Origin of the sequence: Virgibacillus alimentarius, from assembly GCF_000709085.1 — a bacterium.
In the GTDB taxonomy this organism is placed as follows: domain Bacteria; phylum Bacillota; class Bacilli; order Bacillales; family Amphibacillaceae; genus Virgibacillus_B; species Virgibacillus_B alimentarius.
Genome location: NZ_JFBD01000014.1, coordinates 39,217 through 53,449, shown reverse-complemented (window position 1 = coordinate 53,449; position 14,233 = coordinate 39,217). Strand labels below are relative to the sequence as shown.

The window sequence follows — 14,233 nt, the reverse complement described above, 5'->3', positions numbered from 1 at the left end:
AAAAAAAGCCGATGAATCCATTGTCAATTTGGCTCAAAAGGTTCAAGATGAGATGGTGATTCAAGTTCCCGCAAAAGGAGTCGATAGTGGTCACCTCGCTGACGCTAGTCAAAAAACTAAAGAGAGCAATAAAATAAAGATAAATGAAGCTACACAAGAAGAAATAGAAAGTTTATCCGGGATAGGACCAGCTAAGGCCCAAGCAATTATACAACATAGAGAGGAAAACGGATTCTTCCAAACAACAGAAGACTTGCTAGAAGTAAGCGGGATTGGAGAGAAAACCCTGGAAAATCTGCAGGATGAACTGCAAATCCCATAGTTTTTGACGAATTAGAATAAAGAGTTGTAAACTATATAGGTATAGGGGGAGTGAGGCATGGAACGAATTTCATGGGATCAGTATTTTATGGCTCAAAGTCATTTATTAGCACTAAGAAGCACATGCACAAGGCTGATGGTCGGTGCAACGATTGTCAGAGATAAGCGCATCATAGCAGGTGGTTATAATGGAAGTGTTTCTGGAAGTGTTCATTGTAACGATGAAGGTTGTTATGTGATTGATGGACACTGTGTAAGAACTGTACATGCGGAAGCAAATGCATTATTGCAATGTGCTAAATTTGGAGTTCCAACAGATAATGCAGATATTTATGTTACACATTATCCATGTCTGCAATGCTGTAAGCAACTAATTCAAAGTGGGATCAAAACGGTATACTATGCGGAAGATTACCGAAATCATCCATATGCAATTGAATTATTTCAGGAAGCAGGTGTGGAAACGAAAAAAGTAGAGCTGAATTATTTGGCAGTTGATACAAAATATAAAGAAAAATCAGCATATGTACAACATTTACTTGAAAAACTTGAATTAAATACAAATGAGCAGGAATTAAGCGTGTTAAAAAAACAGGCGAAACAGCTTTTCACACCATATAGTCAATCAAAATAGGACGAGATCCTTCGCTTAAAAAAGTGAAGGGCCTCTGCTAAGAACTTCATAAAATATTTGTAGAAGAACGATTAATGCAGGTGAGTAATGTATGAGAGGATACTGGCATTTTGCAGCATTTTCAGTAGTTGTAAGTATTTTAACAATATATTTTAAAACTAATTGGTTTATTGTTGGATTTTTTTTATGGTTATTGTATTTGTATTATTATCGAAAATTAGGATCAATCCCAATAATTATGTCCATTATTTCCTTTCTCTTTTATTGGGTATATATACCCAATATTGATGTGGATATGCCCCGAAATGATTTGATCTCCAAAGAGACCTCCCATAGTGGTAAAATTACCAGTCCCATATCGTTAACTTCTAATAAAGTTGAATTTCTATTTCAAGAAAGACAAACCCAAAACAAAGTCTCCGTCATTTTCTTTCCGGATGAAAAAAGTTCTTCTAAAAGCTTTTTAAAGCATACCTCGATAAAACATGGTGCAAAATGTATCGTTCACGGTGAATTAGAGCTTCCAGAACAAACCACTAATCCTGGTCAATTTGATTTTCATACTTATTTACTAAAACAAGGAATCACTCATCAAATTATTCTTCAATCTTTCGATGATATTGAATGCCATGGAGGGTCAAGACTTAACCAAATTTTTACTCTGAGAGACAATTTATTAAATTATGTAAATGATAAGTATAGTAAAAAAACGAGCAGTTGGCTAAACGCTCTCGTATTAGGAGACGATTCGTTTATAAGTGAGCAGACTGTAGATTTATTTCAAAGGTGGAATCTCTCACATATACTTGCTATTTCCGGTCTGCACGTTGGATTAGTAGTAGCTCTCTTGTATTTTTTGCTTATCAAGTTAAATATACTGACAAAGGAAAAAGCTAAATTAATCATGATTTTTTTCTTACCTCTTTATGCATTACTTGCTGGGGGAGAACCATCCGTTTGGCGTGCCAGTTTATCCATCATGATTTTTATTATTCTAAACAAAGCTAAATTAAAATTTAATTATACTGACGTTTTAAGCATTGTCTTTCTTTTATTTATTCTTTTTGATAAATATATCGTTTATCATGTAGGCTTTCAATTATCTTTTATCGTTACATTTGGATTGATTTTATCAAAAAACTGGATTGCACAATCTAATTCATCCATATTTCAATTATTACAGATAAGTTTTGTATCCCAGATGATGATTTTACCGCTGCAACTTTCTTATTTTTCCACTTTTCAACCACTATCAATTTTATTAAATGTCATCGTAGTTCCTTATTTTTCAATATTTGTTATTCCTTTAATGTTTATTTTTTTGTTTCTCTCACCGTTTCCAGTATCAATCGTTAAATTTTTAGACTATTTTTTTGTTCACATCCATTCGATATTTATACATTTGGTCACACTTATTGATAAGCATGCAGATTATCCATGGATTATTGGCAATATGCCAATCGTAGCTACAGTCTTATATTATGTTTTATTTTTTATGCTTATGAAGTATCTTCAAAGTGCTAATCATCCTAAAGCTTTTACCTATGGATGCAGTATAAGCTTATTGATTGTATGTTTGGCTTTTCGTCCATATTTATCTCCAATTGGAACTGTAACAATGCTAGATATCGGACAAGGTGATGCATTTGTTATCGAATTGCCCTATCGAAAAGGAGTAATTTTTGTTGATGCAGGAGCGAATTTTACCTTTAACGATTTTGGGTCATCTGACAAAGTATATAAACAAATAATTAAACCATACTTATATTCCAGAGGAATTAATTATATTGATGCTATTTTTTTGAGCCATGAAGATATTGATCATATGGGAAGTGTTGAATATATACTTAGAGATATGAAAGTAAAGGAAGTCATTATTAGTGATTACTATGAGCTCGATCGTCAAACAGTAAAATTATGGAAGGAGTACGGGACACATATTAGGAGATTGAACGATAAAATTGATATAAATGGGCAAGTTTTTCAAACGATTGGTCCAACGAAAGATATGAAATCTCCAAATGAGAATTCTTTAATTTTATATACAAAGTTTGGTGGTATGAGTTGGCTTTTTACTGGGGATAGCGGAAAAGATTCAGAAAACGAAATAATAGATCGATACCAAAATCTAGCCATTGATGTTTTAAAAGTCGGCCATCACGGAAGCAGAACCTCAACAAGTAAAATATTTGTCAATCAATTAGATCCAAGCTATGCACTTATATCAGTTGGAAAAAAAAACACCTATGGACATCCAAGTGCAGATGTATTGGAAATACTTGAAAAAGAAAAGGTACAACTATTTCGAACTGATTTAGATGGTGCAGTTCAATTTCGATATAAAAATACGGAAGGAACATTTTATAAGTTTTTACCATAAGATGGGAGTGCAGGGGCTGACGGTTAATACAAAAACAATAAACAAAGAGACTGTCTCATGATCAGTCTCTTTGTTATAGAAGATATTTTTGTAAGTTAAGCCACCACATTGATAATAGCACCAATAGCAAAAAGTACAACAAAGAATACAAATGAAGTAACAAACCCGATAATGGAATCGCTGACGTCATTATTTTTCGATTGGACATCGTTTTCAAATTCGTTCATATCTATCCCTCCTATACCATTTCAAGTATAAAATAAAACGGAAATAAAATCTACTTTTGGTCTTAAATTTCTTCAAGAACTACGTCCTTATGCATCGTTATTTTTAGAAAGAGTTAACAGCTATACTTTTATTAAAAATGGTCAATCTATAACTAATAATCAAATACCGTTTAAGATTTAGTATCCCGGGGCTGAATTTTAAGCGTTTATATAGATTATAGAGGGAAATGAATGAGGTGCGCGTTTCCCTCTAAATTATTACTTGCTATTCTCATCTTTCCGTTTTACCATTGTTATAGCTAAACAATGGAGTGAATATCATGTCGTATTTAGAGGTCTTTAAACAGGTTAAAAATAAAGAAATAAGTCCGATTTTTCTATTATATGGATCTGAGACTTATTTCATACAAAACCTAAAAAAACATATCAGTAACACAGTAATAGGGCACAAAGAGAATGAAAATTTATCTACATACGATTTAGAGGAGGTACCCATTCAGGAAGTAATCTCAGACGTTGAGACGTATCCCTTCTTCGGCGATCGGAAGCTAATCATCGCATCAAATCCCGTTTTTTTAAAAGCAAAACCAGATAAATTACCCTTTGAGCATGATTTAGATGCTTTACAGCAATACGTAAATAATCCTGTTGACTACTCGGTTCTTATATTAACTGCTCCATACGAGAAGATTGATGAAAGGAAAAAAATAAGTAAATTCTTAAGGAAAAAAGCAGCAGTTGTTGAGTGTAATCCACTCAAAGATCATGAATTAAATAAGTGGATAACAAACATTGCAAACAGTTTAAAAATCACCATTAATCACGATGTTTATGAAATTTTTGATGCGGAACTGGCCTCTGACCTTAATCTGATGCAAAACGAACTAAACAAACTGGCAATGTATGTTGGGGAAGGAGGAACAGTTACTAAAGAAATAGCCGAGGACTTAATCGCACCTACAGCGAATAGCACCTCTCTCAGACTGGTTGATGCGGTTATTGAACGTAATTTACATAAAGCAATTACCATTTTTAAAGATCTTGAAAAAATGAAAGAAGAGCCAATTGCTCTTATTGCTTTGCTGGCTTTTCAATTTCGCATGATCTTTCGAGTAAAACTTTTAAAACAAAAAGGATATAGTCAATTTCAAATGCAAAAACAGATAGGGGCCCATCCTTATGTTATCAAAATTGCACTCAGTCGGGAAAAACAATTCTCAAAACGAAAGCTCGAGCATATCATGGACCAATTGGCAGATGCAGATTCCGCGATGAAGCGTGGGCAAATGGAAAAAGATTTAGTTTTTGAATTACTATTGTATGAATTAGTTAAATAAATATAAAGAAAAAACGATCCTACCTAGGGATCGTTTTTTAGTGCCCCCAGCATGCGCGAACTCTAACGCCATGTAGTGGTAAGCACATAATTAAAAGCAAGGGTATCTACAGTGATGTAGAATCTGAAGGAAGCTCAAGACAAACCTCCGGTCTGACGAACAGAAATCATATAAGAGGCAATCGCTCCTCCTAATCGTTTATTTTAAGCACCCAGTTGATTGATTTTTTGCTTTAGACGTGATTTTTGACGATTTCCATTGTTAGGGTGGACTACACCTTTTTGTATCGCCTTGTCAATTTGTTTGATTGTATTTTCTAATGCTGCTTTTGCATTTTCAGCATCATTTTCTTCAATTAAGTTTTCAACATGTTTGATCTGTGTACGCATTGCTGATTTGAACACCCGATTATTTTCACGTTTCGTTTCGTTTGTTTTAACACGTTTAATAGCTGATTTAATATTAGCCATCGTTTCACCTCCTCAAAGTTCACCATATAGGATACTTTATCAAAGGATTCGATTCTTTTCAATTTTAATTCACCCGCCAACGCCACTGAAAAACTGTTTTTCATCTACATATACTTTTCTGCTATCTTATACATAAATTTCCATTAATTTGTGAACGCTATTATAAAGTGTAGTAATACGCATGAAAGGAAGAGTGAGGAATGAAAAAACGTGAACATATGCACAAACAAGTACGAACGGATTTAGCTGTTGAAGCTAAGAATATGTATGTTGAAAATGAGCACACAGATAACAAGCAGATACAAGGTGTTACTGTAAAAGAGCAAGTAAAAGAGAATATTAACATTTCTTATGTAGAGATAAATGAAAAAGGAGCCAAATTGCTCGAAAAAAAACCTGGTTCCTACGTAACCATTTATGCGGATGGTGTAAAAAAACAAGATACGAAGCTACAGGAGAAGGCAGCTAAAGTGTTAGCTGGAGAGTTAGAACAGTTGTTAAAAAAGAATAATATAAGTTCAGGTAGTACTGGATTAATCGTCGGACTTGGCAACTGGAATGTGACACCTGACGCACTTGGGCCAATGACAATAGAAAAAATTCTCGTAACAAGCCATTTATTTAAATTGGAACATGAAACAGTTGCGGAGGGTTATCGTTCCGTTTCTGCAGTGACTCCGGGAGTAATGGGTGTTACCGGAATTGAAACAAGTGATATTATCTTTGGGATCGTAGAGAAGGTAAAACCGGATTTTGTTATTGCTGTTGATGCTCTTGCTTCAAGGTCAATAGAACGTATAAATGAAACAATACAATTATCTGATTCTGGGATACACCCAGGTTCAGGTGTGGGTAATAAACGCAAAGAACTAAGTCAGGATACACTAGGTATTCCAGTCATTGCAATTGGCGTACCAACAGTTGTAGATGCAGTCACGATTACTAGTGATACAATCGATTTCTTGTTAAAGCATTTTGGCAGAGAATGGAATGAAAGAGACCAGCCATCAAAGGCTTTAGCACCCGCTTCCTTATCCTTTGGTCACAAAAAGCTAAAAGAAGAGGACCTTCCCGATGAAGAACAACGAAAAGCCTTTCTTGGGATCGTAGGAGGCTTATCCGAAGAGGAAAAAAGATCATTGATTACTGAAGTATTAAGTCCCATTGGTTATAATATGATGGTTACTCCAAAAGAAGTGGATGGTTTTATGGTCGACATGGCTAATGTGGTTGCTAATGGTATTAATGCTGCATTACATGAAAAGGTGGATGTTGATAATTTCGCATCTTATACTAGATAATTAACGTAATCTTCTATTAAAAAAGAAAGATTTTGTTCTACCATCTAAAGTTTAGACATAGATTTTACTATAGAATCAAACTAGCTTTAGAAAGGGTGGAACGATGTCTGTAAAATATAATAAAAAATATAGAATGACGCGGTTTAATCCTTTTTATAAAAAAGGCGGATTGTATCTGATAAGCATCATCGTTTTATTTATTTCAATTGGTATATTAACAACAATTAAACCAGCTTATCGTTTTTCATCCGACACCATTACTAGATGGACAAGTGATATAGATAGTTCCACGTTTCTGTATTTGATGGGGACAGAGAATAGAATTTTTAAGGAAGCTTTTCCAAAAGATAAAAAACTTCCAAAGTTATCTACTACTTTATTTCAAATAGCTACGAACATAAAGCCTTCTGATCCCAGCAGTTTGCTAGGGCAGGAGTTACCAGGTTTCTCATCTTTCGGAAGTAAGGTTATTGTTGCTGGTGAAGGAACAGATTACACAAATCTGGCTATGGAATCCTCTCCACCTTTAGAAGATGTATTAGAAGATAGAGAAGCTGTATTGGATGAACCATCTGAAGAAGAGTCTGATAGAGAAGATGAAAATAAAGAAGCAAACCAAAGCACAGGAGAAAAAGACACTGTTTTTATATACAATACGCATACACGGGAATCTTTTTTACCACACTTGCCAAATGTAACGGATCCGAATCAAGCGCATCATGATGAGGTGAATATTACAAAGGTTAGTGATAGGATTGCCAAAAAGTTAAAGTCGAACGGGATTGGAACGAATGTAAATAATACAGATGTAATGAATATTTTAAAAGAAAAAGAATGGGAATACGGACAGTCCTATGATGCTTCAAGAAGTATAGTAGAAGAAGCTGTAGCTTCAAACAAGCATCTTCAATATGTATTTGATATACACCGAGACAGCTTGCCACGAGATAAGACAACAAAGAAAATCAATGGTGAATCTTATGCGCAGATTTTATTTGTTGTTGGAGCTGACTATGACGATTATGAGAAAAACCTAGCGGTAGCTACTGAGTTGAATTCACTTATAGAAGCAAAGTACCCCGGTCTGAGTAAAGGAGTAATTACAAAAGAAGGTGCTGGTACAAACGGCATCTTTAACCAGGATTTGTCTGAAAATGCTCTGTTAATTGAATTTGGTGGTTATGAAAATACTTTTGAAGAATTATACCGTACAGCAGATGTTGTTGCAGAAGTGTTTAGTGACTATTATTGGGACGCTGAAAAAGTAGACGCAGACTAAACGGAGGTATAGCTTATGGTACGTTCATTTATCGTTTTTCTAATGTTAATCGTTGTTTTCTTAGCGGGTATGTTGTTTGGAATAGACCGGGGACAAATCGTTTCAAAACCTGTGGAGACGGATACAGAGAGAATAGTGAATCATGAAGAAGAGAAGATGGATGAAGGTGAAATTATAGAAAAAGAGCGAATTCTACAGATCGAAGAGGCGGATGAAACAACTACGGCTGACGTAGAGCCAGATAACCATTTGACTCAAAAAACGGCATCTGTTTTAGAAGCAGGGGTCAAAGGATTTTATGAAATAATCGTACAAATATTATACCAGATATCACAGTTGTTTATTTAGCAAATAATCCTTTTCCCGCCATAGATCATTTGGGAGAAGGATTACTTTATATATGTTCTAAATCTTGAAACTAAATAGTTCAATTGCTATAATCAACCTAGTTGTTAGTAGCTTTTTATGTTGATAAATAGACTGCAAAAACTAATTTCAAACATACAAAGGGACCATTTGTTATAGGTACCTTAGCTTAGTCTTTATCCTTATTAGATATATAGGAGTGAACGACACGAATGGAAAACAAACAAAAACATGTACGTAATTTTTCGATCATAGCCCATATTGACCATGGGAAATCCACTTTAGCTGATCGAATTTTAGAGAATACGAAAGCGTTATCGAAGCGAGAGATGAAAGATCAATTCCTTGATGGAATGGATTTAGAAAGAGAGCGGGGTATTACTATTAAATTAAATGCCGTTCAACTTCATTACCAAAGTAAGAACGGTGAAGAATATATATTCCATCTGATCGATACACCTGGACATGTAGATTTTACATATGAGGTCTCACGAAGTCTTGCTGCCTGTGAAGGTGCAATTTTAGTTGTTGATGCAGCCCAAGGCATTGAAGCACAAACCTTGGCGAATGTGTATCTTGCGCTAGATAACGAACTAGAAATTATTCCTGTTATTAATAAAATTGATCTTCCAAACGCAGATGTTGATGCTGTAACAAAAGAATTAGAAGATGTAATCGGTGTTGACAAAAGTGATATTTTGCTAGCTTCAGCAAAAGCTAATATAGGCATCGAAGACATCTTGGAACGCATTGTAGAGGCAGTCCCTCCACCGGTTGGGGAAATAGAACAACCATTAAAAGCGCTTATTTTCGATTCGCTATATGATCCTTACCGCGGAGTGATTGCCTACATATGTATTAAAGAAGGATCTGTAAAAGTTGGCGACAAAATCATGTTAATGGCCAACGGGAAGGAATTCGAAGTAAATGAACTAGGTGTTTTTACACCAACGCCCGAAAAGAAAGATGAATTAGTTGTAGGCGATGTAGGATATTTAACAGCATCAATTAAAACAGTCGGTGATACTCAAGTCGGTGATACGATCACATTAGCTGACAATCCAGCGGAAATGCCTTTGCCAGGATACCGACCATTAAATCCAATGGTATTCTGCGGTTTATTTCCAATTGATTCAAATAATTACAATGACTTAAGGGAAGCTCTTGAACGATTAGAATTAAACGACTCAGCTTTGCAATATGAACCAGAAACATCCCAAGCTCTCGGTTTTGGATTTCGTTGTGGGTTTTTAGGTCTTTTACATATGGAGATTGTTCAAGAAAGAATTGAACGGGAATTTAACATTGAGTTGATCACTACTGCCCCTAGTGTAGTTTACGAAGTAGAGAAGGCTGAAGACGAATTAATAGAGGTGGATAATCCATCATTTATGCCAGACCCACAACAGATAAAAGAAATCCGGGAACCATTTGTAGAAGCCACCATTATGGTTCCAAAAGATTATGTGGGAGCTGTTATGGAGCTATCACAAAAAAAACGAGGGCAGTTTGTTGATATGAAATACTTGGATGATATCCGTGTCAACATTATTTATAAGATTCCACTTTCTGAAATCGTTTATGACTTTTTTGATCAACTAAAATCACAAACGAAAGGATATGCTTCTTTCGATTATGAACTGATTGGTTATCAGCCGTCTGACCTGGTTAAAATGGATATCTTACTTAACTCTGAAAAGATTGATGCATTGTCCTTCATTGTTCATCGTGATTTCGCACATGAGCGTGGTAAGCACATTGTTGAAAAATTAAAAGATCTAATTCCAAGACAGCAATTTGAGGTTCCCGTACAGGCAGCTATAGGAAACAAAATCGCTGCTCGATCTAACATTAAGGCAGTACGAAAAGATGTAACCGCAAAACTATATGGTGGGGATGTTACACGTAAACGCAAACTATTAGAAAAACAAAAAGAGGGTAAAAAACGGATGAAAACCGTCGGTTCAGTTGAAGTTCCTCAAGAAGCCTTTATGGCTGTGCTAAAAATGGATGATGATTAAAGCTGCAAATATCGAAGCCTTGCTACAAACATTTGAAGCAAGGTTTCTTTTCTATATAAACGGCATATTTTTCATAGTGTTTATACAGGTTATCGTATACTAAAAACGGATAAATCATGTCCGTTGACAAAAAAAACATCATTTGATAATTTATTATTAGCACTCAGTACAAAAGAGTGCTAACAGAGGTGATTATATGTTAACAGAAAGGCAGTTATTGATTCTACAGGTTATTATTGATGATTTTATCGCATCTGCACAACCTGTCGGTTCACGTGCGATTTCTAAAAAAACTAACATAAATTATAGTGCAGCCACGATTAGAAATGAAATGGCGGATTTGGAAGATATGGGATTCTTGGAAAAGACGCACTTGTCTTCAGGCAGAGTTCCTTCCGAAAAAGGATATCGTTATTATGTAGATCATTTAATAACTCCAACTGTTAAACACAAAGACGTGAGCTTGATTAAACATATTTTTAAGGAAGACTTTTTAGAATTTGAACAAATCGTTCAGATGTCGGCTGAAGTGTTGTCAGATTTAACAAACTACACGTCCATTATTTTAGGACCTGAAATTTATGAAACCAGATTAAAAAAAATTCAAATCTTTACATTATCACCACATGTAGCCGTAGCTATTTTAATAACAAACACAGGTCATGTAGAGCATCGATCATTTTCCCTTCCGGCTGCGATCCATGCAACAGATATGGAGAAATTGGTTAACATACTTAATGAACGGCTATATGACGTACCAATTGTTCATTTGCCTGAAATGATAAACACCGAAATAGTTTTCTTAATGCAACAGTATTTAGATGACTTTGAAACCTCTTATGACTATTTAAAAGCTGTGTTCTTCTATGAACAGCCAGTCAAACTATATATAGGCGGAAAATCTAATATTTTAATGCAGCCTGAGTTTAACGATGTTGATAAAATTCGTTCTTTTTATACAATGATGGAAAAAGAAGAGGAGATAGCGAATCTATTAAAAAATGCGACAGATGGTTTGAAAGTTACTATTGGGAATGAAAACAAAATAGATGCAATTAAAGATTTTAGTCTAATTACTGCATCCTATCAAATAGGTGATGATCAATTGGGAACAATAGGATTACTTGGACCAACAAGAATGGAATATCAAAAAGTAATTACATTGTTAAATGTTCTATCGAATGAAATGACTGAAGCTCTATATTTGTGGTTTAGACAAAACAAATGAGGATTTTAGTTTATTTCAATTACAATTCGTGATATAGTCTAACGTGGTTATTTTGTATATTGGAGGTGTTTAATGATGAATGAAAAAGCAAATGAAGCAATAACTGATAAAGACGAAGATTTAAATATAGATGCTGCCGAAAAAGAAGAAACTGAAGTAGTTGATTCAGGGGAAAAGGAAAATGTAGAATCAGCAGAAGATTTAAAAAAAGAAATCGCTCGTTTGCAAAAGGAAAACGAAGATATTTATGGTCAGATGCTTCGTGTGCAAGCCGAATTTGATAATTTTAAGAAACGCTCCCAAAAAGAAAAGGAAGCAAGCCTTAAATATAAATCTCAGGATATAGTAAATGAATTATTGCCCGCAATTGATAACTTTGAAAGAGCCTTACAAGTGGAGGTTACTGATGCTACAGCAAGTTTAATTGAAGGTATAACAATGGTTTATAATCAACTGAAAGAAGCCTTGAAATCGCAAGGAGTAGAAGAAATAGAAGCTGTTGGAAAAGAATTTGATCCTAATTTACATCATGGTGTCATGCAAGTAGAAGAGGAAGAATTTGAATCTAATATTATTGTTGAAGAATTGCAAAAAGGCTATATCCTTAAAGATCGCGTTATTCGACCTGCTATGGTTAAAGTAAATAAATAAACATCTTGTTGAAGTAATGAAGGAGGAAATGATTATGAGCAAAATAATCGGTATTGACTTAGGAACAACAAATTCATGTGTGTCCGTAATGGAAGGTGGGGAAGCTGTTGTAATTCCCAACCCAGAAGGAAACCGCACAACTCCATCTGTTGTTGCTTTTAAAAATGGAGAAAGGCAAGTTGGAGAAGTAGCTAAACGTCAAGCTATCACTAATCCAAATACAGTTCAGTCTGTTAAGCGTCATATGGGAACAGATTATAAAATAAAAATTGAAGATAAAGAGTATACACCGCAAGAAATATCAGCTATTATACTTCAGCACCTTAAATCATATGCAGAAGAATATATTGGAGAAAGTGTTGAAAAAGCAGTAATAACTGTTCCGGCATATTTTAATGATGCAGAGCGCCAAGCTACTAAAGACGCAGGTACAATTGCCGGGCTTGAAGTAGAACGTATCATTAATGAACCTACTGCCGCTGCATTAGCATATGGAATTGACAAAGATGATCAGGATCAAACTATTCTAGTATATGACTTAGGTGGAGGTACTTTTGACGTCTCTATTCTAGATATTGGTGATGGAACATTTGAAGTTGTTTCAACAGCAGGTGACAACCGCTTAGGTGGGGATGATTTTGACCAAGTAATCATTGATTATATGGTTCAAGAGTTCAAAAAAGAAAATGGTATAGACCTTTCCCAAGATAAAATGGCTACACAACGACTGAAAGATGCTGCTGAAAAAGCGAAAAAGGAATTGTCCGGTGTGTCACAAACCCAAATTTCATTGCCATTTATCACTGCTGGAGAAGCTGGACCGCTACATTTGGAAATGAGTTTAACACGTGCAAAATTTGAAGAATTATCTTCTGATTTGGTAGAGCGTACAATGACACCTGTTCGTAAATCATTATCTGACGCAGATTTAGCTGCTAATGAAATTGACAAAGTTATTTTAGTAGGTGGTTCTACTCGTATACCTGCAGTACAAGATGCTATTAAGCGTGAAATAAATCAAGATCCATCTAAAGGAGTTAACCCAGATGAAGTTGTCGCTTTAGGTGCTGCAATACAAGGTGGAGTGCTTCAAGGTGATGTAAAAGATGTCGTTTTACTAGATGTTACGCCACTTTCATTAGGTATTGAAACAATGGGCGGTGTTACTACGAAATTAATTGAACGTAACACAACGATCCCAACAAGTGAATCTCAAGTATTCTCAACTGCTGCTGATAACCAGACTGCGGTTGATATCCATGTGCTTCAGGGCGAACGTGAAATGGCTGCCGATAATAAAACCTTAGGTCGCTTTCAATTAACGGATATTCCACCAGCACCAAGAGGTGTGCCACAAATCGAGGTTACTTTCGATATTGATGCAAACGGTATTGTAAGTGTAAGAGCTAAGGATATGGGCACCAATAAAGAACAATCCATAACAATTAAGTCATCTTCTGGTCTATCAGATGAAGAAGTAGACCAAATGGTAAAAGATGCGGAGGAAAACGCTGAAGCAGATAAAAAACGCCGTGAAGAAATCGATCTTCGCAATGAGGCGGATCAGCTAATCTTTACAACTGATAAAACAATTAAAGACCTTGGAGATAAAGTTTCAGATGAAGAGAAACAAAAAGCTGAAGACACTAAAGAGGCTTTAAAATCTGCTCTGGAATCTGATGATATGGATCAAATCAAAGAGAAAAAAGAAGCCTTACAAGAGCAGGTACAACAGTTGTCAGTGAAACTATATGAACAAATGGCACAAGATACTCAAGCAAATCAAGGTGAAGGAAACCAAGAGAATAACGACGATGTAGTTGATGCAGATTATAAAGAAGTCAACGATGATGAAAATAAGTAACAATTAAACATTGTTTAAGATAATGAAGTCAAAGTCAGGATTTCCTTGGCTTTGACTTTTTTACAGCCTAGAATATTTTAAAGTTCATTTGCTATCAAAGGTTTAAAAATGATAAGATAACATTTATGTAATAGTGTGTCGGGGAGAGTGATTT

Annotated in this window: 13 protein-coding genes; 11 read left to right on the top strand and 2 right to left on the bottom strand. The window is 35.1% G+C overall.

Annotated elements, in window-relative coordinates; genetic code table 11:
- The 3 genes from GZ63_RS0103295 to GZ63_RS0103285 form a co-directional block, all read left to right on the top strand.
- The coding region (locus GZ63_RS0103295) for a helix-hairpin-helix domain-containing protein (RefSeq protein ID WP_029266837.1) at window positions 1-322 on the top strand (322 nt) is incomplete at its 5' end.
- A 57-nt stretch (window positions 323-379) separates the two neighbouring features.
- A complete protein-coding gene (locus GZ63_RS0103290; protein ID WP_029266835.1) occupies window positions 380-955 on the top strand; it encodes a ComE operon protein 2 in 576 nt (191 codons plus the stop codon).
- Window positions 956-1,046: 91 nt separating this feature from the next.
- Window positions 1,047-3,335 carry a DNA internalization-related competence protein ComEC/Rec2 gene (locus GZ63_RS0103285; RefSeq protein WP_029266834.1) on the top strand — a complete coding sequence of 763 codons (2,289 nt, stop codon included), beginning with the start codon at window positions 1,047-1,049 and terminating at the stop codon, window positions 3,333-3,335.
- Window positions 3,336-3,430: 95 nt separating this feature from the next.
- Here GZ63_RS0103285 and GZ63_RS17265 read toward each other — a convergent pair whose 3' ends face one another.
- On the bottom strand, window positions 3,431-3,562 hold the full coding sequence (locus GZ63_RS17265) for a YqzM family protein (protein WP_029266831.1): 132 nt from the start codon (window positions 3,560-3,562) through the stop codon (window positions 3,431-3,433).
- Window positions 3,563-3,882: 320 nt separating this feature from the next.
- On the opposite strand from GZ63_RS17265, the gene holA reads away from it, so the two are divergent.
- Entirely contained in the window at window positions 3,883-4,899 is a 1,017-nt protein-coding gene (holA, locus tag GZ63_RS0103275; protein ID WP_029266829.1) for a DNA polymerase III subunit delta, read from the top strand.
- A 203-nt stretch (window positions 4,900-5,102) separates the two neighbouring features.
- Here holA and rpsT read toward each other — a convergent pair whose 3' ends face one another.
- Window positions 5,103-5,369: a 30S ribosomal protein S20 gene (gene rpsT / locus GZ63_RS0103270; RefSeq protein WP_029266827.1), complete on the bottom strand. Its 267-nt coding sequence runs from the start codon at window positions 5,367-5,369 to the stop codon at window positions 5,103-5,105.
- A gap of 200 nt (window positions 5,370-5,569) precedes the next feature.
- Between rpsT and gpr the strand changes: the two genes are divergently transcribed.
- From gpr to dnaK, 7 genes are all read left to right on the top strand, one after another.
- Window positions 5,570-6,670 carry a GPR endopeptidase gene (gene gpr / locus GZ63_RS0103265; protein WP_029266825.1) on the top strand — a complete coding sequence of 367 codons (1,101 nt, stop codon included), beginning with the start codon at window positions 5,570-5,572 and terminating at the stop codon, window positions 6,668-6,670.
- A 103-nt stretch (window positions 6,671-6,773) separates the two neighbouring features.
- Entirely contained in the window at window positions 6,774-7,949 is a 1,176-nt protein-coding gene (gene spoIIP / locus GZ63_RS0103260; protein ID WP_051681370.1) for a stage II sporulation protein P, read from the top strand.
- Between the two features lie 15 nt (window positions 7,950-7,964).
- A complete protein-coding gene (locus GZ63_RS0103255; protein ID WP_029266821.1) occupies window positions 7,965-8,297 on the top strand; it encodes a hypothetical protein in 333 nt (110 codons plus the stop codon).
- Between the two features lie 230 nt (window positions 8,298-8,527).
- Window positions 8,528-10,336, top strand: a complete 1,809-nt coding sequence (gene lepA / locus GZ63_RS0103250; protein ID WP_029266819.1) for a translation elongation factor 4 — start codon at window positions 8,528-8,530, stop codon at window positions 10,334-10,336.
- A 196-nt stretch (window positions 10,337-10,532) separates the two neighbouring features.
- Window positions 10,533-11,564, top strand: coding sequence for a heat-inducible transcriptional repressor HrcA (gene hrcA / locus GZ63_RS0103245; RefSeq protein ID WP_029266817.1), 1,032 nt, complete (start codon window positions 10,533-10,535; stop codon window positions 11,562-11,564).
- Window positions 11,565-11,636: 72 nt separating this feature from the next.
- A complete protein-coding gene (gene grpE, locus GZ63_RS0103240; RefSeq protein ID WP_084178938.1) occupies window positions 11,637-12,215 on the top strand; it encodes a nucleotide exchange factor GrpE in 579 nt (192 codons plus the stop codon).
- A gap of 34 nt (window positions 12,216-12,249) precedes the next feature.
- Window positions 12,250-14,079: a molecular chaperone DnaK gene (gene dnaK / locus GZ63_RS0103235; RefSeq protein WP_029266813.1), complete on the top strand. Its 1,830-nt coding sequence runs from the start codon at window positions 12,250-12,252 to the stop codon at window positions 14,077-14,079.
- The last annotated feature ends 154 nt before the right edge of the window (window positions 14,080-14,233 follow it).